Consider the following 21,252-nt stretch of genomic DNA (forward strand, 5'->3'; position numbering starts at 1 on the left):
CACGCGATGACCACACAATCCATTCAATCGCTGCAGATCGGCATGCACTGGTTTCCCGAGCGCGCAGGCGGCCTCGACCGCATGTACTACTCGCTCGTCGGCGCGCTGCCCGGCGCGGGCGTGCGCGTGCGCGGCGTCGTGGCCGGCTCGCCCAAGGTGGCCCAGGACAGCGGCGGCGCGATTCACGGCTTCGGCTCCGCTTCGCGCTCGCTGCCGTTTCGCCTCATGGACGCGCGACGTGCGCTGCGCAGCGAGATTCGCCGCCACCGCCCCGACGTGATTTCCTCGCACTTCGCGCTGTACACCTTCCCCGGGCTCGACGTCACGCGCGGCATTCCGCAGGTTTCGCACTTCCAGGGCCCGTGGGCCGACGAAAGTTTCGTGGAAGGTGCGGCCACGCTGAGCCAGCGCATCAAGCACTCGCTGGAGCAGTCGGTGTATGAGCGCTCCTCGCGGCTCATCGTGCTGTCGAAGGCGTTTGGCGACATTCTCACGCGCCGCTACGCTATTTCGCCCGAGCGCGTGCGCATCGTGCCGGGCTGCGTGGATACGGCGCATTTCGACCCGGCCTGCACGACGGCGGAAGCGCGCCTGAAGCTCCAGTTGCCGCAAGGCCGCCCGATCATCCTCGCCGTGCGCCGCCTCGTGCGCCGCATGGGCCTCGAAGACCTGATCGACGCGATCAAGATGGTGAAGCAACGCCACCCGGACGTGCTCCTGCTGATCGCGGGGCGAGGCCGTCTGGAGTCCGAACTTCAGCAGCGTATCGACGAAGCAGGGTTGGCTGACAACGTGAAGCTGCTCGGTTTCGTGCCCGACGCGCACCTGCCCTCGCTCTATCGCGCGGCCACGCTGAGCGTGGTGCCGACAGTGGCGCTGGAGGGCTTCGGCCTGATCACGGTGGAGTCGCTTTCCGCGGGTACGCCGGTTCTGGTGACGCCCGTGGGCGGTCTGCCGGAGGCGGTGGCGGGTCTGTCGCAAGATCTCGTGCTGCCGAGCACGGGCGCGAACGCGATCGCCGATGGCATCGACGGCGCGCTTTCGGGCCGCATCAAGCTGCCGGATGAAGAGGCATGCAAGGCGTACGCGCGCGAGCACTTCGACAACGCCGTGATCGCGAAGCGCGTGGCCGGTGTGTACGCGGAAGCGATTGCCGCTCACTGAAGCGGGTCGATCGACCCAAAGAAAACCGCCGCTCGGGAGAGCGGCGGTTGATTTGTAGAACGAGAGCAGGCAAGCAGCGCTATTGCGTTTCGAGCACGCGTTCGCGGGCCTCTTCGTACATCCAGCGCAAGGTTTCTTCGAGGTGTTTGCGCGAGCTGTCGCCAACGATGGAACGCAGCTTCGCATTCGACCCGATCAGCTGACGCACTTCGTTGGCGCGCACGAACCGCGGATCGACATGCACCTCGATCTCGTAGCCGGCGATGCGCGCGAGCATGTCGAGCAGCGCACCAAGCGTCTGACCGCTGCCCGAGCAGACGTTGACGGTGGTGCCGCGCGGCGCGACTTCGACGAGCCGCGCATAGGCGTTCACCACGTCGCGCACATCGGAGAAGTCGCGGGCCACGTGCAGGTTGCCGAGCGAGATCTCTTTTTCGCCGCGTGCGTAGTGCTCGACGATCTTCGGGATCAGGAAGTCCGGCGACTGGCCTACGCCCGTGTAGTTGAACGGGCGCGCGATGATGATCGGCAACTGCGCCTGAAAGCGCCTCGCGACGTATTCCATCGCGAGCTTGCTGACCGCGTAGTCGTTGGCGGGTTGGGGATCGACCTGTTCGTCGATCACGCCGTTCGTGGCGTTGCCGTAGACGTTCGCGCTGCTGGCCAGCAAGACGGCGCGCGGCACGTGCTTCTGCTGCGCGAGTGCCTCGAGCAGATTGCGGGTGCCGACGATGTTCACGACGTAGGTGCGTGCCACGTCGCTGTCGGCCACGTGGGCCACTGCGGCGAGATGCACGACCACGTCGGGCTGCACGGTTTCGAGCGCATGGGCGATCGCGGCGCGGTCGAGCAAGTCCGCCTCGATTGCGGTGGCGCCGAACGGGAAGGCTTCCGCGTCCAGCGATTCGCCCGTCCGCACGGTGCCCCACACGCGGTAGCCGTCCGCCGCGAGGCGAGCGGCCATATAGCGGCCCGTAAAGCCGCCAATGCCCGTGATGAGCGCGCGCGGACGGCTAGCGGGCTCAGAATGTGTCATGGCGTTCGTTACGCGCAAGGTCGGCCGTGACCATCATCTGGCAGAGCTGCTCGAGCGAAGTCTGCGGTTTCCAGCCGAGTTTCTCCTGCGCCTTGGTCGCGTCACCGATGAGCAGATCGACTTCGGCGGGGCGGTAGTAGCGCGGGCTCACGCGCACGAGCGTGCGGCCCGTGGCGACGCAGATGCCGGTTTCGCGCTCGCCCTTGCCCGACCATTCGAGCTGGAAACCGGCGGCGGCGAAGGCCATCTTCACGAAGTCGCGCACGGTTTCGGTGCGGCCCGTGGCGAGCACGTAGGTGTCGGGCTCGTCGGCCTGCAGCATGCGCCACATGCCCTCGACGTATTCGGAGGCGTAGCCCCAGTCGCGTTTGGCGTCGAGGTTGCCGAGTTCGAGCATGTTCAGCTTGCCGAGCTTGATCTTGGCGACGCTGTCGGTGATCTTGCGCGTGACGAACTCGCGCCCGCGCAGCGGCGACTCGTGGTTGAAGAGAATGCCGCTCGTCGCGAAGATGTCGTAGGACTCGCGGTAGTTGACCGTGGACCAGTGCGCGAACAGCTTGGCCACGCCATAGGGGCTGCGCGGATAGAACGGCGTGTCCTCGCATTGCGGAATGGCCTGGACCTTGCCGAACATTTCGGAGGTCGAAGCCTGGTAGAAACGCGCCTTCGGATTTACGACGCGAATCGCTTCGAGCATGTTCAGCACGCCGATGCCGGTGACTTCGGCGGTCGTGGCGGGCTGGTCGAACGACACGCCCACGAAGCTCTGGGCGGCGAGGTTGTAGACCTCCTGCGCCTGGGCGCGTTCGACGAGGCGCAGGGTCGAGCCCGCGTCCGTGAGGTCGTGTTCGACGAGGTCGAGCGACGGATGGTCGAGGATCCCCAGCTCGTTCATGCGCCAGAAGTTGACGGAACTGGTGCGGCGATAGGTGCCCGTGACGTTGTAGCCCTTGTCGAGCAGAAGACGCGTGAGGTAGGCGCCGTCCTGGCCGGAAACACCGGTGATGATCGCTTTGCGACGTTCGTTCATGTGATGTGCCTTTGAAGTATCGAACGGGATTCAGGAATTACGACTGCGGGCTCGACTGGCTCACGCGCGCGGTGAGGTCGACCGGCTCAACCGCTGGGCGGCGGCGCGGACCGCGCGTGAGGCGGCGCTCGAAGAGAAACCAGCTCGCGCTCGCATAAGCGAGCGTGAGGACGAGCGCAATCGCGGCGCTCTGGATGCGGCCGTAATGGAGCGGCCACACGGCATAGAGAATCGTGAGATGAATGAGGTAGATCGTGTAGCTGATCGTGCCGATATACACGAGCACCGGGTTGGACAGCAGGCGCCGCACGATGCCTTTCGACTGCAGCGCGAACACGACGATGGAGGTGCAGAGCACGAGCGAAACGCTATAGAGCATGGCGTTGGAGAGCGGCGTGTTCATGCCTCGAAAGCGCGGGTAGTGCAGGTGCAGCCAGGCCAGCACGCCGAGCGCCGCGAAAAAGAGCACGGCGGCGGGCCATTTGAAGGGCTCGAGCGCATTGCGGTCGCGGCGCACGAGCACGGCGAGCAGCGCGCCGGCGGCCAGCAAATCCATGCGGAACGGCGTGAGGTAGTAAATGGGCCAGTACGAGTCGAACCACGGGGTCGCGACGGCGCGCAGCACGGGTACGACAAAAATGAGCGCGGCGGCCACCACGGCCATGAGCCGTTGCGGCAGAAGCAGCACGACGAAGGGCCACACGATGTAGAACTGCTCTTCGACGGCGAGCGACCAGAGAATGTTGAGGCTGTCGTGTCCGCTCTGGCCGAGTGCGTCGCCGATATTGGTCGCGAAGAACGCATACCACGGCCAGTAGTGTGCCCAGCCGAAGCCGAACAGCAGCGACGAAACGATGAGCAGCAGCACGTAGGGCGGCAGGATACGGCGCACCCGGCGCGCATAGAAGTAGCTGAAATATGATTGCCCGCGCGCCTTGCGCTCGAGCAGGATGCCGGTGATGAGAAAGCCGCTCAGCACGAAGAACAGGTCGACGCCCATCCACAGCGGCGCGCGCAACGCGTGCTGCGCGAACACGGCGAGCACGGCGAAGGCACGCAGACCGTCCAGCTGGACGATGCGGTGGGAATGGTCGGCGAGGCCTTGTTGACTGACTGGGCGGCTTACGGTCATCGGTTCTCCGGTGGGGTCATGCATACGCGATTGCTTCGCGATTCATTCTAGAAAGAATTAAATGTTCAAAAAGCCGAAATATATTGATTCTGGATTTTTGAATTTAAATGCCGGAATTTGCGCGATATGAAATACGCATTGCCGAATGGAAAGTGTGGCGGGCGTGCCGAACACCGCGCCGCACGGCTTTTTGGCGTGATATCCGGTGTTCGGGAGTTTATTTCCGGATGACTCAGAAATGGGTCATAAATACTGAATTTTTTTGAATTATTTTCCCTTTTTTGGAGGCGATTTTTCAGCGGATTTGTACGGCATGATCCTGGCAGATTGCCGTCACTTGACCGGAGGAATTGCCTTGCCGTTATCGAATCCCGATCGCCGCTTGCGCAGGACGTTGGCACTGGCCGCGATGTGCACGTTTATCTGCACGTCGTCGGTTCAGACCATCGCCGCGCCGCAACTCAATGTGACGACCTCGTGGATCGGCAATAGCTTTGGCAACGGCCAGGGCACCTGGATGCAAATCAACGTCACGGCCATCGCCGTCACGCCCGAAGGCAAGGTGTTCACCAATGCGCCGTGGGACGAGAGCGGCGCCGAGATCAGCGCGTACCAGGACGGCAAGCCGCTCGGCTTCGCCGGCGGCACGCATGGCTGGGGGGGAGCCGGCGGCAACGCCGTGGCCGTGAATCATCGCTATCTGTATGGAGCGGTCGGCGTGGGCAACGAGAAGGGTCATCTGGTCGGCAGCGGCATCTGGCCTGCGAAGGGCAGCCAGTGGTACGGCATCACGCGCCGGCCGCTCGACGAGCCCAAGCGCGCCGCCGCATTTCAGGCTTCGCCCGATCCGCTCAATCCGCATGCGCAGCTTTCCGCGTCGTTCCTGAAGATCAACGACGTGCCCATGGGCACGCATGCCGACATTGGCGGACTCGCCGCGACGGATTCGACGCTCTATGTGAGCAACACGCCGATGAACCGCATCGAGGTGTACGACGCGAATTCGATGCAGCGCAAGGGACAATGGGACGTGCAGGCGCCGGGCCGCATCGCGCTTGCAGCCGACGGGTCGGTGTGGGTGCTCACGGGCGCCGAAGCGGGTAAGGGCGCCGCGCATCCGCGCGTCGAGCACTACTCGGCGGATGGCAAGCGCCTCGACGACACGCTCGCGCTACCCGACGATTCGGTGCCGGTGGATCTCGCGTTCGATCCGCAGCAACGCCTCCTGATCGCCGATAACGGTCCGCGCCAGCAGATCCTCATTTTCACGCGCAACGGCAAGAGGTGGACGCAGAGCGCCACGCTCGGCGAGAGCGGCGGCATTTTTTCGGGCGTCGCGGGGCGGCCGGGGCCGGGCCGCTTCAATGGCCTCACGGGCGTCGGCACCGACGCGCGCGGGAACATCTACGTCTCGACCAACGGCGTCGGACCGCAGCACGAAGACAACATCGGCGCGGGTCTTGGCGCAACGCTGGAGGCCTATACGCCTGCCGGCAAGCGCCTGTGGAACCTGGAAGGCCTGCTGTTCGTGGACGGCGCGTGGGTGGACCCGCAGCGCCCCGACAGCGTCTACACGGGCAACAAGCGCTTCGAACTCGACTTGTCGAAGCCGCCGGGGCAGGACTGGAAATATGTCGGATTCCTGTCCAATCGATTCCGCTATCCCGACGATCCCGTTTTCCACACGGACCAGTGGCCGGGTCTGCCTACCGCGCGCGTGTTGAGCGGGCACACGTTCCTGTTCCTCACCGACATGTACGCGGACCACCTGAAGATCTACCGCTTCGACGCGCAGCGCGACGGCGAGACCGCGATTCCCTCGGGCTTCATTGCGGGCCGCGGCCGCGGGGTGCAGAACGTGCCGAACGCGCCGCCGCCCGGCGGCGACTGGATCTGGCGCGATGCGAACGGCAACGGTGCCTTCGACGCCGACGAATTTACGCGCAATCCGGGCCGCGACCATCTGGCAGGCGGGTGGGGCTGGTGGATCGACACGCGCGGCGACATCTGGCGCGCGCGCGACGACAAGGGCATCTGGCGCTTCCGCTATGGCGGGCTCGACGCGAAGGGCAATCCGATCTACTCGTACGACAAGCTCGACAAATACGCGGTCCCCGCGCCGTTCACCGAAGTGCATCGCGCGATCTACGAGCCGCAGACCGACACGCTCTACGTGACGGGCTATACGGCCGATGCGCCGCACGATCCGGGCTTCTGGAAGGAAGCGGGGCGCGTGCTGGTGCGCTACGACAAGTGGTCGAGCGGCCACCCCGAGCAGCACTACATGCTGCGCCTGCCGTGGGACCCGAAAGCGAAACCGCCCGTCACGCCCGCGGGGCTCACGGTGGAAGGCCAGTACGTGTTCGTGGTCGAGCCCGCGGGCAACGTCCACGTGTACGACAAGGACAGTGCGAAGGAGATCGGCACCTTCGGCCCGGGCGCCGAAGTGGGCAACACCTCGGGCTGGGTCGACGTGCCGTTCGGTATCACCGCGCATCGCGAAGCGAACGGCGAATACCTCGTGTTCGTCGAGGAAGACGCGCGCGGCAAGGTGCTCATGTACCGCTGGAAACCGGCCTGACCCGCTACGGGCCCCGCAACTGGATACCCAATGGATAAAGGCATACTGCGCAACGTCGCAATCAATCTGTTCGGTCTCGTGCTGCCGACCTTCGTGTCGCTCGTCACGGTGCCTTCCTACATCCGCCTGCTCGGTGTCGAGCGCTACGGCGTGATCGCGCTCGTCTGGACGCTGATCGGCTACTTCAGCGTGCTCGACCTCGGCATGAGCATGGCCGCGCAGAACCAGATCTCGAAGGCGTATGCGTCGAAAGACGCCGACGCCTGCGAGCGTGTGTTCTGGAGCGCGTTCTGGCTGAACTTCACGACCGGCGCGATTGGCGGCCTGCTGATCTATTCCGGCGGCGCGCTTTATACCGCGTATTTCACGCACGTCACGCCCGAGTTGCGGCACGAAGTCTATCTCGCGCTGCCCTGGCTCGCCGTGGCGATTCCGGTGGCGAACGTCTCGTGGGTGTTCGCGGGTGCGATCAACGGCGCGGAGCGCTTCGGCATCTACAACACGAACCAGACGCTCGGCACGTTCCTGTTCCAGCTGCTGCCGCTTGCCGCTGCCTGGGCGTACGAGCCGAATCTGCAGACCGTGCTGGCCGCCGCCGTATTCGCGCGTCTGGCCGCCGCGATCCTGCTCGGCCGCTCGGCGCTGCGCGTGCTCGGCATTCGCAAGGTGCGCGGGCCGCGCCTCGATACGTCGAAGGCGCTCTTCAATTTCGGCGGCTGGATGCTGGTCGCGAGCATCACGACGATGGTCGCGGACTCGCTCGACCGCATGATGCTGGGCGCGGGCCTTGGTGCGCGCTTCGTCACGTATTACACCGTGCCGCAGAACCTCGTCACGCGCCTGAACATGGTGCCCAATGCGCTCGTGCGCACGCTGTTTCCGCGCCTGTCCGCGCTGGGCCGCGAGCATGCCGATGAAATCGCCGCGCAGTCGCTGCAGTTTCTCAATGCCGTGTTCACGCCGATCGCCATCGGCGCGATCGTGGTGCTCCAGCCCTTCCTGCATGCGTGGGTCGGGCCCGTGATCGCCGCGCATGGCGCACCGGTTGGGCGCGTGCTGATCATCGCCGTGTGGCTCGTCGGGCAGGCGGGCGTCACGCGCATTCTCATCCAGTCGCAAAACAATCCTGCCGCCGCCGCGCGCGTGGGGCTCGTGGAGCTGCCGCTCTTTGCCGGTCTGCTGTGGCTCGGCATTTCGCGCTTCGGCTTGCCGGGCGCGGCCGCCGCCGTGCTGTTTCGCGCACTGTTCGACTACGTCGTACTGCTGTGGCTTTCGCGCATTCATAGCCGCACGATCATCGTCGATATGTTCGCTCACCTGAGTTTTCTCGCCGCTGCGCTCGCTCTTGCGTGGTGGCTGCCGGACGCGCTGTACGCAATCGGCGCCGGTGTCGTGCTCGCACTTGCCAACGTGGTGTGGTCGGTTGCGACCACGCCGATGCTGCGCGGCTACGCCCGTTCCCTTCTCTTTCGACTGAATTCACGGAAAAGCGCATGAGTCACGAACTGATCGACGAAGCGGCGCCGTCCGAAAGCGCTGCCGCGCCCCTTCAACGGCGCGACGCCACCAAACCGCGACGCTCCGAAACGGGCGCCGTCATGCCGCTGCGGCCACTGCGGCCAGCCTTCGCCGCAGGCCGTGCGCCGCGCGTGGCCATCGTGCACGACTGGCTCGTGACCTACGCGGGCGCGGAGCGGGTGCTCGAGCAGATCCTTGCCTGCTTTCCGGATGCAGACCTGTTCTCGGTCGTCGATTTCGTCGATGCGAAAGACCGCACGTTCTTGCGCGGCAAGCGCGCGACGACCTCGTTCATCCAGAAGCTGCCGGGCGCGCGCAAGCGTTATCGCGCGTACCTGCCGTTCATGCCGCTCGCCATCGAGCAGCTCGACGTGTCGGGCTACGACGTGGTGATTTCGAGCAGCCATGCGGTAGCCAAGGGCGTGCTCACGGGACCGGACCAGTTCCATATCAGCTACGTGCATTCGCCGATCCGCTATGCGTGGGACCTCCAGCATCAGTACCTGCAGGAGTCGAGCCTCACGCGCGGGCCGAAGTCGATGCTCGCACGCCTGATCCTGCACTACATCCGCAACTGGGACGTGCGCACCGCGAATTCGGTGGACCAGTTCGTCGCCAACTCGGAGTTCATTGCGCGACGCATTCAGAAGGTGTATCAGCGCCAGGCCGAGGTGGTCTATCCGCCCGTGGATATCGACGCGTTCGAGCTGGAAACCACTAAAGACGACTTCTATTTGACGGCCTCGCGGCTCGTGCCGTACAAGAAGATCGACCTGATTGTCGAGGCATTCGCGCGCATGCCCGAGCGGCGCCTCGTGGTGATCGGCGACGGCCCCGACATGCACAAGGTGCGCGCGAAGGCGACGCCCAATGTGGAAGTGCTGGGCTATCAGCCGTTCGCCGTACTGCACGACCGCATGCGGCGGGCCAAGGCGTTCGTGTTCGCAGCGGAAGAAGACTTCGGCATTTCGGTGGTCGAGGCGCAGGCTTGCGGCACGCCCGTGATTGCATTTGGCAAGGGCGGCGCGCTCGAAACGGTGCGCGACACCGGTTCGCGCCCCACGGGCATTTTCTTCGAAGAGCAAAACGCGGACGCGATCATCGACGCCGTCGAGTCGTTCGAAAGCGATCCTGGCCGATTCCGCGCCGAGGATTGCCGCGCGAATGCCGAGCGCTTTTCTTCGCGGCATTTCCGCGAGCAATTCTTCGCGCGCGTGGCGAAAGCGGTGCCGGCGATCGCGCAGGCGGGCTCGGCACACGGCGCAGCGCCGTACGAGATCGAAGCGGACGCAGCGGACGCGCCGCGCGTGCTCGCCATCGACCAGAGCGGCGTGCTGGGCGGCGCCGAGCTATCGCTGCTGGAAGTGGTGAAGGGCTTGCGCTCGCGCATCGACGTGCTGCTCTTCAACGACGGGCCCTTCAGGGAGGCGCTCGACAAAGCCGGCGCGCGCGTGGAGGTGATCGATTCGGGTGCGTTGAACAAGGTGCGCCGCGATGGCGGCACGGCGCCGCGACTGGGCGTGCTTGCGGGCATTGCTGCGCTCGTGCGCGAGACGCGCCGCCGCGCGCGCGAGGCCGACGTGCTTTACGCCAACACGCAGCGCGCGATGGTGATCGGCGTGCTTGCGGGCAAGCTCGCGCGCAAGCCGGTGGTCTGGCATTTGCGCGACATTGTTAGCGACGAGCATTTCGGCCGCGTGCAGCGCGCGGTGATCAAGGGCTGCGCGAAGCTGGGGCTCGCGCATGTGATCGCGAACTCGCATGCATCGGCGAAGGTTTTTGCGCAGCTCACGCGCTTTGACGCGAAGCGCATCGACGTGGTGCACAACGGCGTGGATGAATCGCCGTTCCGTGCGCTCGCGCGCGTGCCGCAGGCTCAACTGCGGGTGCAGATCGGGTTGCCCGAGGATGCGTTCCTGGTTGGTGCTTTCAGCCGTCTGGCGCGCTGGAAAGGCCAGCATGTGCTGCTCGAAGCGTTGCTCGACGAGCCGCGTGCGCATGCTGTGTTCGTAGGTGCGCCGCTGTTCGGTGAGGACGCTTACGCTGCCGAGCTGCGTGCATTCGTCGAGGCGAACGGGCTGCAGGAGCGTGTGCATTTTCTCGGCTTCCGGCATGACATTGCGGCTTGCATGCGGGCCGTCGATGTGATCGCGCATACGTCTATTACGCCTGAACCGTTTGGGCGTGTAGTCGTTGAGGGGATGCTGGCGCAAAGGCCTGTGGTTGCTTCTCGCGATGGTGGTGTGACTGAGATCGTCGAGCATGGTGAAAGCGGGCTGCTTTGTACGCCAGGTGATGCCAAGGAACTGGCTGCCACCATCGGCAGGTTGCACGACGACGCGGCGTTGCGGGATCGGCTTGCTGTGCAAGGGCTGGCTACTGCCCGGGAGCGGTTTGGGAAGCAGCAGTATGTCGATGCTGTCGAGCGGGTGCTCGATGGGGTTGTTGCTCGGGGCAAGTAAGTTTTTTTGCTTTTTTTAGGCCTTTTTTCGCGGCTTCTGGCCGCGTTGGCCTTTCCTTGTGTTCGCGTCGGTATGCAAGTGTTGCCCCTGTGCGGGGCGGCACCTACTTTCTTTGCAGCGGCAAAGAAAGTAGGCAAAGAAAGCCGCTCACACCGCCAGTGCCTGCCACAGTTCACATCTCGACGTAAATGGTGAATGGCTCCGGAGCGTCTGTCACCTCGCACCACCCAAGTGAGTGACAAGGCAGTCATTCATCCCGCTGCTCGCTACGCTCGCTGCGGTTGGGTCTGCATGGGAAACCAGGGGGGATTGCCAAGGTTCGCGAGAACGCACGCGCCCCGCTGGTGTTGGGTTATGCCATTCGGCGCGCGCAGCGCCGCCGGAAGGATGAGCGCCTTGTCACTACCTTTGAAGGTGCGAGATGCCAGACGCTCCGGAGCCATTCACCATGTACGGCGCGATGTGAACTGTGGCAGGCGCTGGCGGTTTGAGCGGCTTTCTTTGCCTACTTTCTTTGCCGCCGCAAAGAAAGTAGGTGCCGCCCCGCACAGGGGCAACGCATGCACACCGACGCGAACACAAGGAAAGGCCAACGCGGCCAAAGTGGCCAAAGAGGATCAAGCGACGACCCGCTTCCGAAGCCGAGCAGCAGCATGAAGCGCGGGCTTTTCGAAGATCCGATAGAACACCCAGGCAACGGGAATCACGGCTAGCGTGAAGCCGAACGAAGGCCATATCGAAGTCTGCAGCTCCGAGCGGAACAATAGCGAGCCGAGCAATACGAAGAGCGGCAAGTGAATGAGATAGAGCGAGTAGCTGAAATCGCCGATCCTGGAGAACAGCGACTGCAGAAAGCCAGGGGAAGCGGGCGCAGGCCGCGCAAGCGCTTTGACGAGATAGCAGGCGAAAGCGCAGGCCCAAAGCTGAAACGCCCCAAACTGCCCGAAGTGAAACGCCACGCAACCGGCGACAGCAAAGAGCGCCGCAGCAGGATAGGCGAACCGAAAGCCAGAAGACCCGCGCAAACGCACTTCGGCGATCCAGGCGCCAAGCATCCACGAGAACCAGTACGAAGTGAAAACGATGATGTCATGCCGCTCGAGCGTCAACGCGGAAACGACATTGATGAGGGCCACGGCAGCGAGCACGACGTTCAACCCAAACCGGCGGCGAGCAGCAAAGAGCAGCGGATACAGCAGATAGAACTGCACCTCGAGCGAAAGAGTCCAGAGCGCGCCATTCGAGCCATACGTCTTACCAGCCACGCCTTGCAGCGAGAACAGGTTCACGAAGAAATCACGCACCCCGATCTCATTGATCTTGTGGCTCACAGGAAGCAGCGAGAGGCTGACCGAATCCACAGCCAGCGTGAGCAGCAACGCGGCGAGCAGCACCGGATAGATGCGCACGAAGCGGCGCAACCAGAACTGCCGCGCGTCGAGCCGGAAATCGGGGTTCGAGAAGAGCCGCGCGGCGCCGCTGCGGTGAATGCAATAGCCGCTGATGACGAAAAAAATCGGCACGCCCGCCGATCCCCACGCAATCGGGAACGTCAGCCACGCGGCGAGCGTCCCGGGGCTCGCGAGGCTGGCGTGCAGCTGGTGGAACGCGCCCATGCCGATCCAGGTGACCTGGCGGCAATGGAAATAGGCCACCAGCAAGGCCGCAAAGCCGCGCAGGGCTTCGATCAGATGCTCGCCGGCAAGCTCGCGGGCCGCAGCCACCGGCCGCGCTGCAGGAGCAGCAGCGGCGGGCAGGGCGGATGCAGGCGGCATGGCGGTTTGGAGTACGGGATCGCTCATCGGTGTCGGCCGGTCCTTGGGGAGAGTATCCGCCGATCTTAGGGGCGCGCGCGCGAGGGAAGTAAGCAAAAGATTTTCAAAATGTATTCATACGGAAGCGATAAATGGAGAAATAAATGGATTGAAAAACAAAGCGGTTTATTTATCGAATTTGGAATGCTAGTTTGAGCGTGATCGACTATGGTCGCTGGAGAATCCGATGAACCTGCACTTGCTGGCCGGCGTGGCCGTGCTGTTGATACTCGTGGGGGTGTCCGCGTATCGCGAGGCGTTGCGCAACGAGCCCATCCGGCGCGCACGCACGCGCTCCGGCGCATTGCCGCCCGTTGACGAAGCGGAGTAGCCTGCGCCCCGAACAAGACGCGTCATTGACAGAAGACCCGAGCAGGAAATTCATGCCGATCTGCCTGGAATTATCCAGGATGAATGGTAATAATTTCCGGTGTTATGCTGGAATCGCGTAATTCGAATTTATTGGCCTTTTTTTATTCCTTAAAAGGCGCTAAACAATCTTATTCAATACAAGAATCTGCCACGGCAGAACCTCGGGGAAGTCGGCTTGCCTCGCTGCGAGACCGAGACTCAAACGAACGATCTGGGAATGGACATCATGCTGAAAGTAACCAAAGCGGTATTTCCTGTTGCAGGCCTTGGGACGCGCTTCTTGCCCGCCACCAAGGCGAGCCCGAAGGAAATGCTGCCGATCGTCGACAAGCCGCTCATTCAGTACGCGGTGGAAGAGGCGATCGCTGCGGGGATTACCGAAATGATCTTCGTGACCGGCCGCAGCAAGCGCGCGATCGAAGACCATTTCGACAAGTCGTACGAGATCGAATGCGAACTCGAAGCCCGCAACAAGCAAAAGCTGCTCGACGTCGTTCGCAGCATCAAGCCAGCCAATGTGGACTGCTTCTACGTGCGCCAGGCCGAGGCGCTCGGTCTCGGCCACGCCGTGCTGTGCGCGGAAAAGCTCGTGGGCGGCGCGCCGTTCGCCGTGATTCTCGCGGACGACCTGCTCTACAGCCACACGCCGGTCATGAAGCAGCTCGTGAACACGTTCAATCACTATCACAGCTCGGTGGTGGGCGTCGAATCGATCGCGCGTGAAGACAGCGCGTCGTACGGCATCGTCGACGGCCGCGAGTGGGAAGAGGATGTGTTCAAGCTGTCGGGCATCGTCGAAAAGCCAGCGCCGGAAGTCGCGCCGTCGAATCTCGGCGTGGTGGGCCGCTACGTGCTGATGCCCACGATCTTCGAACATCTGCGCGCACTGAAGCCGGGCGCAGGCGGCGAGCTTCAACTCACCGATGGCTTGCAGTCGCTGCTCACCGAAGAACAGGTGCTCGCATACCGCTATATGGGCACGCGTTTCGACTGTGGCAGCAAGCTCGGCTACCTGAAGGCGACGGTGGAGTTCGCGCTGCGCCATCCGGAAGTCAAGGACGAGTTCGAAGCGTATCTGCAAGCGCATCTGCCGGCGGCGCTGCCCGCGGCGGCATAAAACTCCCGCGGCACAACCACGCTACGGGGTACTTCATGCGCGCGGGCTCGACACCCGCGCGCGTTTCGCCCATCTCGCATTACCTCCCCAACATTCCTCCGCGACCTGGCCTTCCCGCGTCGCCGTGACAACTTTGCAATCGTCACCGGTGTATAACGGTTCTGGCGGGCATGCCGAATGCGTGCAACGCGTCGTTTGCGTTCGTGCCGCGTGGTGGGCCGCTCGTGCGGCGGCCATGCTGCGTGAATATTCCAACGATTTTGTACGGCATTCCGGGCCGGTTTGGCGCGCGGAACTCCCGTCATTCAACGCGTGTCCGAAGACCAGAACCCAGGCACGCGCTTCAAGGAGGAGCAACCGGCCATGACCAGGCACCTACCCGTGGCAGGCAGTGAACATCCCGCGCCCGCCGGCGCGCAGTGCGTCGGCGCTTGCGACCCGGCGGAGCGCTTCAGGGTCGTGCTGATCCTGCGGCGTCAGGCGTCGGCAGAATTTCACGAGCTGGTGGACCGGCTCGCCGCGAACGACCCCGCCGCGCAGCCGGTTTCGCGCGAGGAATACGAGCGGCGCTTTGGCGCGAGCGCTGCCGACATCGAGCGCGTCAAGCAGTTCGCGAGCGCGCATGGACTCACTGTGGATCAGGCCGATGCCTCGGCGCGCCGCGTCGTGCTCTCGGGCACGGTGCAGCAGTACAACGCCGCCTTCGGCATCGACCTGCAGCGTTTCGAGCATCAGGTCGGCAAAACCACGCATCACTTTCACCAGCCGAGCGGCCCCCTGCATTTGCCGGAAGACATGCACGAGGTCGTCACCGCGGTGGTGGGGCTCGACAATCGTGCGAAGGCGCAGCCGCACTTTCGCATCATGCCGACGAGTCTGACCAACGCGCCGGCAGACGCGCCGGGCGCACCGGGTGCCTCTATCCGCCCGCCAATCCGCGCCGCGCGAGCGGTGACCAGATCGTTCACGCCGTTGCAGCTCGCGGAGCTATACAGCTTTCCCGCGGGCGACGGCGGCGGCCAATGCATTGCCCTGATCGAAATGGGCGGCGGCTATGACACGGCGGACCTTAGCGCCTATTTCAGCGAGCTGGGCGTGAGCGCGCCGCGCGTGGAAGACGTGTCCGTCGATCAGGCGACGAACGCGCCGACCGGCGACCCCAACGGCCCCGACGCCGAAGTCACGCTCGATGTGGAGATCGCCGGTGCGCTGGCACCCGGGGCGCTCATCGCCGTCTATTTCGCGCCGAACAGCGAGGCGGGCTTCGTCGATGCGGTGAGCGCCGCGCTGCACGACAGCCAGCGTAAGCCTTCAGTCATCTCGATCAGCTGGGGCGCGCCGGAGTCGGCGTGGTCGCAGCAAACGCTCGGCGCGCTGAACGACGCGTTGCAAACGGCCGTCGCCCTCGGCGTGACCGTGTGCACGGCTTCGGGCGACAGCGGCTCGTCGGACGGCGTGAGCGACGGCGCCGATCATGTGGACTTCCCCGCGTCGAGCCCTTACGCACTCGGTTGCGGCGGCACGCACATCGCGGCGTCGAACGGACGTATCTCGCAGGAAACCGTGTGGAGCGAAGGTGATAACGGCGCGACCGGCGGCGGCGTGAGCGCGACGTTCGCGTTGCCGGACTGGCAAAAGGGCCTGCGCGTCGTGCGTGGCAGCGGCGGGGCGGGGGCGCTGGTGCGGCGCGGCGTGCCCGACGTCTCAGCCGACGCCGATCCCGCCACGGGTTACGAAGTGCGCGTGGCGGGCGCGGATACGGTGGTGGGCGGCACGAGCGCCGTCGCGCCGCTGTGGGCGGCGCTGATCGCGCGCATCAACGCGGCGCGCGGCACGCCCGTCGGTTTCGCGAACGCGAAGCTCTATGCGCAGCCCGGCGCCTTCAACGACGTGACGAGCGGCAGCAATGGCGACTTTTCGGCGGCGCCGGGCTGGGACGCCTGCACGGGCCTCGGCACGCCGGTGGGCAGCAAGGTGGCAACCGCGCTCGGCTCGGCGTAGGATGAGCGCGGCACGCCGCCGCGACGCGCGCTGAGCACGAGAGGCAAGCGGCGGGCGCGATGCGGGTTGCATGAGAGGTTGCATTCGAAGTCGCATTCACTGTCTCGAACGCGAACACACAGAATGTGGAGACGACATGAACGACGAAGCGCAGTCCACCAAGGGCAACGGCGGCGCTCAAGGGGCCAGCCCCGCGAGCGGCAACGGCAAGCATCGCTCCCAGGCCGATCAGCCTTGCTTCGATCCCACCGCTTACGGCAACGGTCCCGACGACTTCGTCACCGACATGACCGAGAACGCCGCGATCACGCATCACGCGATCCAGATCGGCAAGGAAGTCATCGCCTATACGGCCACGGCGGGTCACCTCGTGACGGTCGATCCGAGCAGTTCGCAGCCCGACGCCAAGATCTTCTACGTGGCGTTCACGAAGGACGGCGTGCAGGCACAGGACCGTCCCGTCACGTTCTTTTACAACGGCGGGCCGGGCTCCTCTTCCGTGTTCGTGCTGCTCGGCTCGTTCGCGCCCAAGCGCATCAAGACCTCGATGCCGGGCTTCACACCGCCCGCGCCCTATACGCTCGAAGACAATCCGGACAGCCTGCTCGACAAGAGCGACCTCATCTTCATCAATCCGGTGGGCACGGGCTATTCGGCCGCGATCGCGCCGCATCACAACCGCGACTTCTGGGGCGTGGATCAGGATGCGGATTCGCTCAAGCAGTTCATCAAGCGCTACCTCACGGCGAACGATCGCTGGAATTCGCCGAAGTTTCTCTATGGCGAGTCGTATGGCACGGCGCGCAGTTGCGTGCTGGCCTACCGGCTGCACGAGGACGGCGTGGATCTGAACGGCATCACGCTGCAGTCGTCGATTCTCGATTACACGCAAGCCGGCAATCCGGTGGGCGCGCTGCCCACGGCGGCCGCCGACGCGTGGTACCACAAGCGCCTCGGCGTGACGCCCGCGCCGAAGGACTTGCAGGCGTTCGCCGCGCAAGTCGCGCAATTCGCGCGCACCGATTATCTGCAGGCGCTGTCGAAGTTTCCCGATCCGAACGACAAGAGCATTCCGGCCACGCTCAAGACCTTGTCGCAATACACGGGCATCGACACGCAAACGCTGGAGTCGTGGAATCTCGACATCGCCTCGTACGACAGCCATGGCAATTCGCTTTTTCTGATCTCCCTCCTGAAGGACAAGGGCGTGGCGCTCGGCTCGTACGACGGCCGCGTGACCGCCATCGACACGGGCATTGCCGGCAACATCGACCCCAACTCGGGCGGCAACGATCCCACCATGACGGCGGTGAGCGGGGTCTATACGGCGATGTGGAACAGCTATCTGAACGAGCAGCTCAAGTTCCGCACGAACTCGTCGTTCACGGACCTGAACGATCAGGCATTCAAGAACTGGAACTTCGGCCATATCGACCCGACGGGTGCGCAAAAGGGCGTGGACGCGCAGGGCAATATCGTGCTTTACACGGCCGGCGATCTCGCGGCGGTGATGGCGCTGAATCCGGATTTGCGCGTGCTCTCGGCAAACGGCTACTACGACTTCGTCACGCCGTTCTACCAGACCGTGATCGACCTGCAGAAGATGCCGCTGCTCGACCAGAAGGTGCGCGATAACCTGAGCGCGCGTTTCTATCCATCGGGGCACATGGTGTATCTCGACGCCGGCTCACGCACGGCGCTCAAGGCCGATGTCGCGAAGCTCTATCAAGTCGCCGTGACGGACCGCCCCGCGGTGGCGCGCATTCGCGCGCTCCAGCGCATGAGCACGATGAGCACCATGCATCATTGAATTTTTTGCCGGCGCCGGCGCACGCATTTGCACGCGGTTATGGCGTGCGCCCCTGCGCCATGGCTTCGAGACACGCGCGCGCGTCGCCCTGCACGAGGCGCGCCGCGCACGCGATCATCAGGTTCTTCGCCAGGCCGAAATCTTCCACCAGATAGCCGCGTTCGCACACGCGCCCTTGCGCGTCGGGTACGGAGGGCACGCGTTCGATGAGCGTGCCTTCGTCGGATGAGTAAGCCCAGATTTCCTTGCCCAGCGCGGCCGCATAGCCGATCTCGAAGGCGGTGCCGGAGTCGGGCTCGCCGGGGCCACGAAAGTCGTTGACGTTTGCCATCACGATATCGGCGGCGCGGATCGATTCGACGTTCGCGCGATAGATCCACGCGGCCTGGCGCGGGCCGTCGAGGTCCGCGGGCGCTTGCGCGTCGAGCGGATAGACGCCTTCGAAGCCGAATTCCGCACACGCGGCGACGAGGCGTGCGCCGTGCTCGAGCGCGTCGCGCCGGAAGACGTCGAAGCCGGCGAGATACACGCGCGGGCGGCGGGGCAGCAGGGTCGAATTCATGGCGCGCGGTCCTCCAGTGCAAGGGGGTCGTCGAGACCCCCGGTTCGACGATTCTAGCGCCGGGTCCCTGGCCGGTGAGGTTTCGTCTATCTTCCTGTTGCTTACAGACGATTGACAACATTTGTTGCCTCTCGCTACGATCATCTTCCTGATCGAAGCGCTGCCTTCGCTCGTACCCCTGGTATTTCCCGCATGTTGCGCGATAGTCGATTGTGGCGACAAATGGATGCTTCGACCGCGCAAGATGATGCCCGCAGACGAAGCGAACGACGAGGACCGACCCATGAACCGACTGAAGCGGCTGTCGCCGGCTTGCTGGGCCATCGTGCCGTGCCTCTGTCTGCTGCAGCCCGCGGCCGCGCAGGTCGCGCAGCCTACGCTCGAGAAGATCCGCTCGGCGAATATCATCGCCATTGGTCATCGCGAGACCTCGGTGCCGTTCTCGTACGTGGTCGGCGACCACCAGGTGATCGGCTTTTCGCAGGACATCTGCGACAAGGTCATCGACGCAGTCAAGCTCAGGACGAAGCGCCCGAACTTGCAGGTGCATTTCATTCCCGTCACTTCGCAAAACCGCATTCCGCTCGTGCAGAACGGCACCGTGGACCTCGAATGCGGCGTCACGACGAACCTGAAGGCGCGCCAGGCCCAGGTGAGTTTCTCCGATACGTTCTTCGTCGCGACCACGCGCCTGCTCACGCGCAAGGACTCGCGCATTCACGACTTCGCCGATCTCGCGGGCAAGACGGTGCTCACGAACCAGGGCACGACGTCCGAGCGTATCTTGCGGCGCATGAACATCGACAAGCAGATGAACATGCGCATCATCAGCGCGCGCGATTATGGCGAGGGGCGCGCCACGCTCGAGTCGGGCCGCGCAGTGGCCTACATGATGGACGACGTGCTGCTCGCCGGCACGCGCTCGCTCACGGCGAAGCCTTCCGAATGGGTGATCGTGGGCACGCCGCAATCGTCGGAGGCCTATGCCTTCATGATGCGCAACGGCGACCCTGAGTTCCGGCAACTCGTGAACGACACCATGGCGGGGCTCATGAAGAATGGCGAAATCAATGCGATGTACGCGAAGTGGTTCGAGAAGCCGGTGCCACCCCAGCGCGTGAATTTCGAGTTTCCGATGAGCGAACAACTGCGCGCGCTCTATGCCGCGCCGAACGACCGCGCCTTCGACTGATTGCCTTGCGCAAGCGCGAACCATGAGATGATCTCGTTCCTGACGCGGCGGACGGCGAGGGCGGCCCATAGGCGCGAGGCTTCCAGCGCGCCTGTGAGCCGCGGCCGCCGCTGCGCGCAATGAATCAATTAACGGGTAGAAAGCGGAAAAAGGCGGGAGCGGACATGCAGGAAGACGGCAGCGCGGTGGTGATCGTTGGGGCAGGGCACGCGGGCGGCAACGCCGCTGCGCTGCTGCGGCAATACGGGTTTGGCGGCCGCGTGGTGCTGGTCGGCGAAGAACCGGTGCCGCCTTATCACCGGCCGCCGCTCAGCAAGGCCTATTTGAAGGGCGAAGCCGACGTCGAGCGCCTGTGGCTCAAACCGCGCGCGTTTTACGACGAGCAGCGCATCGAACTGAAGCTCGGCGCGAGCGCGCAGTCGCTCGACCGCGCGAGCCGCACGCTCACGCTCGCCGACGGCAGCCAGCTGCAATACGACAAACTGATTTTCGCCACCGGCTCGACACCGCGCGCGTTGACGGTGCCGGGCCACGATCTCGCGGGCGTGATCGCGTTGCGCTCGCTCGCCGACGCCGACGTGCTGCGCGAGCGCGTGAAGCCGGGCGAGAAGCTCGTGGTGATCGGCGCCGGTTATATCGGCCTCGAAGCGGCCGCGGCGGCGCGCCAGCTCGGCCACGAGGTCACGGTGCTCGAAGCCGCGCCGCGCGTGCTGGGCCGCGTGACGGGCGAGATCGTTTCCACGTTCTACGCGAACGAGCATCGCGCGCAGGGCGTGGAACTGCGCCTGAACGCGAAGATCGAGGCGCTCGTGGGCGAGGGCGGCAAGCTCACCGGCGTGAAGCTGGCGGACGGCGAGATCGTCCCCGCCACGCTCGCGCTGGTCGGCATCGGCATCCTGCCGAACGAGGCGCTCGCGAAAGCGGCGGGCATCACATGCGACAACGGTATTCAGGTGGACGACGACGCGCGCACGAGCGACCCGGAGGTCTTCGCGATCGGCGATTGCGCGCATCGGCCGCTTGCGCACTATGGCCGCGCGGGGCGCCTGGAAAGCGTGCACAACGCGGTGGAGCAGGCGAAGCTCGCGGCCGCCGCGATCGTCGGCAAGCCGCGTCCTGCCTGCGACGCGCCGTGGTTCTGGTCCGATCAGTACGACCTCAAGCTGCAGACGGTGGGCCTGCTCGAAGGCTATGACGAGGCCATCGTGCGCGGCGATCCGGCAGCGCGGCGCTTCGCGGTGTACTACCTGAAGGACCGTGTGCTGCTCGCGGTCGACGCCGTCAATTCGATGCCCGATTTCCTGTGCGGCAAGAAGCTCGTTGGCAAGGGCGTAAAGCTCGATCTCGACGCGCTGCGCGATCCCGCCACCGACATGGGCAAATTCGCAGCGGCGGCGCTCGCCTGAGCGGCGAGTCGAACGATGAAGTCAGGGGGCGGCGACGTCCCCGCTATTTTCGCGA

15 protein-coding genes are annotated in these 21,252 nt (G+C 64.6%); 10 read left to right on the plus strand and 5 right to left on the minus strand.

All coding sequences use genetic code 11. The features are described from left to right. The first annotated feature begins 6 nt into the window (after nucleotides 1-6). Nucleotides 7-1,164 (plus strand): glycosyltransferase family 4 protein, encoded by a 1,158-nt coding sequence (locus tag AB4Y36_RS31915; RefSeq protein WP_069266043.1) that lies wholly within the window; start codon nucleotides 7-9, stop codon nucleotides 1,162-1,164. A gap of 79 nt (nucleotides 1,165-1,243) precedes the next feature. Here AB4Y36_RS31915 and AB4Y36_RS31920 read toward each other — a convergent pair whose 3' ends face one another. The 3 genes from AB4Y36_RS31920 to AB4Y36_RS31930 are packed head-to-tail and all read right to left on the minus strand — an operon-like array spanning nucleotide 1,244 to nucleotide 4,362. After that, nucleotides 1,244-2,200, minus strand: a complete 957-nt coding sequence (locus AB4Y36_RS31920) for a GDP-mannose 4,6-dehydratase (RefSeq protein ID WP_069266042.1) — start codon at nucleotides 2,198-2,200, stop codon at nucleotides 1,244-1,246. Next, complete coding sequence (gene gmd, locus AB4Y36_RS31925; protein WP_069266041.1) at nucleotides 2,187-3,230, minus strand: GDP-mannose 4,6-dehydratase; 1,044 nt, start codon at nucleotides 3,228-3,230, stop codon at nucleotides 2,187-2,189. Before gmd ends, AB4Y36_RS31920 begins: the two co-directional genes overlap by 14 nt. 37 nt (nucleotides 3,231-3,267) lie before the next feature. Then, nucleotides 3,268-4,362 (minus strand): acyltransferase, encoded by a 1,095-nt coding sequence (locus tag AB4Y36_RS31930; protein ID WP_069266040.1) that lies wholly within the window; start codon nucleotides 4,360-4,362, stop codon nucleotides 3,268-3,270. A gap of 409 nt (nucleotides 4,363-4,771) precedes the next feature. Here AB4Y36_RS31930 and AB4Y36_RS31935 point away from each other — a divergent pair, with 409 nt between their 5' ends. The 3 genes from AB4Y36_RS31935 to AB4Y36_RS31945 are packed head-to-tail and all read left to right on the plus strand — an operon-like array spanning nucleotide 4,772 to nucleotide 10,923. Then, the gene (locus tag AB4Y36_RS31935; protein ID WP_368685156.1) at nucleotides 4,772-6,943 is read left to right on the plus strand and encodes a hypothetical protein; all 2,172 of its coding nucleotides are present in this window, start codon (nucleotides 4,772-4,774) and stop codon (nucleotides 6,941-6,943) included. 30 nt (nucleotides 6,944-6,973) lie between these two features. Next, nucleotides 6,974-8,440: a flippase gene (locus AB4Y36_RS31940; protein WP_069266039.1), complete on the plus strand. Its 1,467-nt coding sequence runs from the start codon at nucleotides 6,974-6,976 to the stop codon at nucleotides 8,438-8,440. Beyond that, nucleotides 8,437-10,923, plus strand: a complete 2,487-nt coding sequence (locus tag AB4Y36_RS31945) for a glycosyltransferase family 4 protein (protein WP_368685121.1) — start codon at nucleotides 8,437-8,439, stop codon at nucleotides 10,921-10,923. Before AB4Y36_RS31940 ends, AB4Y36_RS31945 begins: the two co-directional genes overlap by 4 nt. Nucleotides 10,924-11,540: 617 nt before the next feature. Here AB4Y36_RS31945 and AB4Y36_RS31950 read toward each other — a convergent pair. Then, nucleotides 11,541-12,725, minus strand: coding sequence for an acyltransferase (locus AB4Y36_RS31950; protein ID WP_069266037.1), 1,185 nt, complete (start codon nucleotides 12,723-12,725; stop codon nucleotides 11,541-11,543). A 199-nt stretch (nucleotides 12,726-12,924) separates the two neighbouring features. Here AB4Y36_RS31950 and AB4Y36_RS31955 point away from each other — a divergent pair, with 199 nt between their 5' ends. From AB4Y36_RS31955 to AB4Y36_RS31970, 4 genes are all read left to right on the plus strand, one after another. Then, the gene (locus AB4Y36_RS31955) at nucleotides 12,925-13,068 is read left to right on the plus strand and encodes a hypothetical protein (RefSeq protein WP_165979327.1); all 144 of its coding nucleotides are present in this window, start codon (nucleotides 12,925-12,927) and stop codon (nucleotides 13,066-13,068) included. Between the two features lie 267 nt (nucleotides 13,069-13,335). After that, entirely contained in the window at nucleotides 13,336-14,226 is an 891-nt protein-coding gene (gene galU, locus AB4Y36_RS31960; protein WP_069266176.1) for a UTP--glucose-1-phosphate uridylyltransferase GalU, read from the plus strand. Between the two features lie 363 nt (nucleotides 14,227-14,589). Next, nucleotides 14,590-16,227, plus strand: a complete 1,638-nt coding sequence (locus tag AB4Y36_RS31965; protein ID WP_368685122.1) for a protease pro-enzyme activation domain-containing protein — start codon at nucleotides 14,590-14,592, stop codon at nucleotides 16,225-16,227. Between the two features lie 136 nt (nucleotides 16,228-16,363). Then, nucleotides 16,364-18,037 (plus strand): S10 family peptidase, encoded by a 1,674-nt coding sequence (locus tag AB4Y36_RS31970; protein ID WP_069266035.1) that lies wholly within the window; start codon nucleotides 16,364-16,366, stop codon nucleotides 18,035-18,037. 37 nt (nucleotides 18,038-18,074) lie between these two features. Here AB4Y36_RS31970 and AB4Y36_RS31975 read toward each other — a convergent pair whose 3' ends face one another. Beyond that, entirely contained in the window at nucleotides 18,075-18,599 is a 525-nt protein-coding gene (locus AB4Y36_RS31975; RefSeq protein ID WP_069266034.1) for a nucleoside 2-deoxyribosyltransferase, read from the minus strand. Nucleotides 18,600-18,882: 283 nt separating this feature from the next. Here AB4Y36_RS31975 and AB4Y36_RS31980 point away from each other — a divergent pair, with 283 nt between their 5' ends. Then, nucleotides 18,883-19,791, plus strand: coding sequence for a glutamate/aspartate ABC transporter substrate-binding protein (locus AB4Y36_RS31980; protein ID WP_368604746.1), 909 nt, complete (start codon nucleotides 18,883-18,885; stop codon nucleotides 19,789-19,791). 164 nt (nucleotides 19,792-19,955) lie between these two features. Beyond that, a complete protein-coding gene (locus tag AB4Y36_RS31985; protein WP_368685123.1) occupies nucleotides 19,956-21,197 on the plus strand; it encodes an NAD(P)/FAD-dependent oxidoreductase in 1,242 nt (413 codons plus the stop codon). Nucleotides 21,198-21,252: the final 55 nt, after the last annotated feature.

The sequence above is a fragment of the Paraburkholderia sp. BR10936 genome, from assembly GCF_040965735.1.
GTDB lineage: Bacteria > Pseudomonadota > Gammaproteobacteria > Burkholderiales > Burkholderiaceae > Paraburkholderia > Paraburkholderia nodosa_A.

Excerpts from the sequence above, each read along its gene's own strand:
- AB4Y36_RS31935 (WP_368685156.1), top strand. The coding sequence starts at position 4,772 with ATGTGCACGTTTATCTGCACGTCGTCGGTTCAGACCATCGCCGCGCCG.
- AB4Y36_RS31975 (WP_069266034.1), bottom strand. The coding sequence starts at position 18,599 with ATGAATTCGACCCTGCTGCCCCGCCGCCCGCGCGTGTATCTCGCCGGC.
- AB4Y36_RS31955 (WP_165979327.1), top strand. The coding sequence starts at position 12,925 with ATGAACCTGCACTTGCTGGCCGGCGTGGCCGTGCTGTTGATACTCGTG.
- AB4Y36_RS31970 (WP_069266035.1), top strand. The coding sequence starts at position 16,364 with ATGAACGACGAAGCGCAGTCCACCAAGGGCAACGGCGGCGCTCAAGGG.
- AB4Y36_RS31980 (WP_368604746.1), top strand. The coding sequence starts at position 18,883 with ATGAACCGACTGAAGCGGCTGTCGCCGGCTTGCTGGGCCATCGTGCCG.
- galU (WP_069266176.1), top strand. The coding sequence starts at position 13,336 with ATGCTGAAAGTAACCAAAGCGGTATTTCCTGTTGCAGGCCTTGGGACG.
- AB4Y36_RS31965 (WP_368685122.1), top strand. The coding sequence starts at position 14,590 with ATGACCAGGCACCTACCCGTGGCAGGCAGTGAACATCCCGCGCCCGCC.
- AB4Y36_RS31985 (WP_368685123.1), top strand. The coding sequence starts at position 19,956 with ATGCAGGAAGACGGCAGCGCGGTGGTGATCGTTGGGGCAGGGCACGCG.
- gmd (WP_069266041.1), bottom strand. The coding sequence starts at position 3,230 with ATGAACGAACGTCGCAAAGCGATCATCACCGGTGTTTCCGGCCAGGAC.
- AB4Y36_RS31940 (WP_069266039.1), top strand. The coding sequence starts at position 6,974 with ATGGATAAAGGCATACTGCGCAACGTCGCAATCAATCTGTTCGGTCTC.
- AB4Y36_RS31945 (WP_368685121.1), top strand. The coding sequence starts at position 8,437 with ATGAGTCACGAACTGATCGACGAAGCGGCGCCGTCCGAAAGCGCTGCC.
- AB4Y36_RS31915 (WP_069266043.1), top strand. The coding sequence starts at position 7 with ATGACCACACAATCCATTCAATCGCTGCAGATCGGCATGCACTGGTTT.
- AB4Y36_RS31950 (WP_069266037.1), bottom strand. The coding sequence starts at position 12,725 with ATGAGCGATCCCGTACTCCAAACCGCCATGCCGCCTGCATCCGCCCTG.
- AB4Y36_RS31930 (WP_069266040.1), bottom strand. The coding sequence starts at position 4,362 with ATGACCGTAAGCCGCCCAGTCAGTCAACAAGGCCTCGCCGACCATTCC.
- AB4Y36_RS31920 (WP_069266042.1), bottom strand. The coding sequence starts at position 2,200 with ATGACACATTCTGAGCCCGCTAGCCGTCCGCGCGCGCTCATCACGGGC.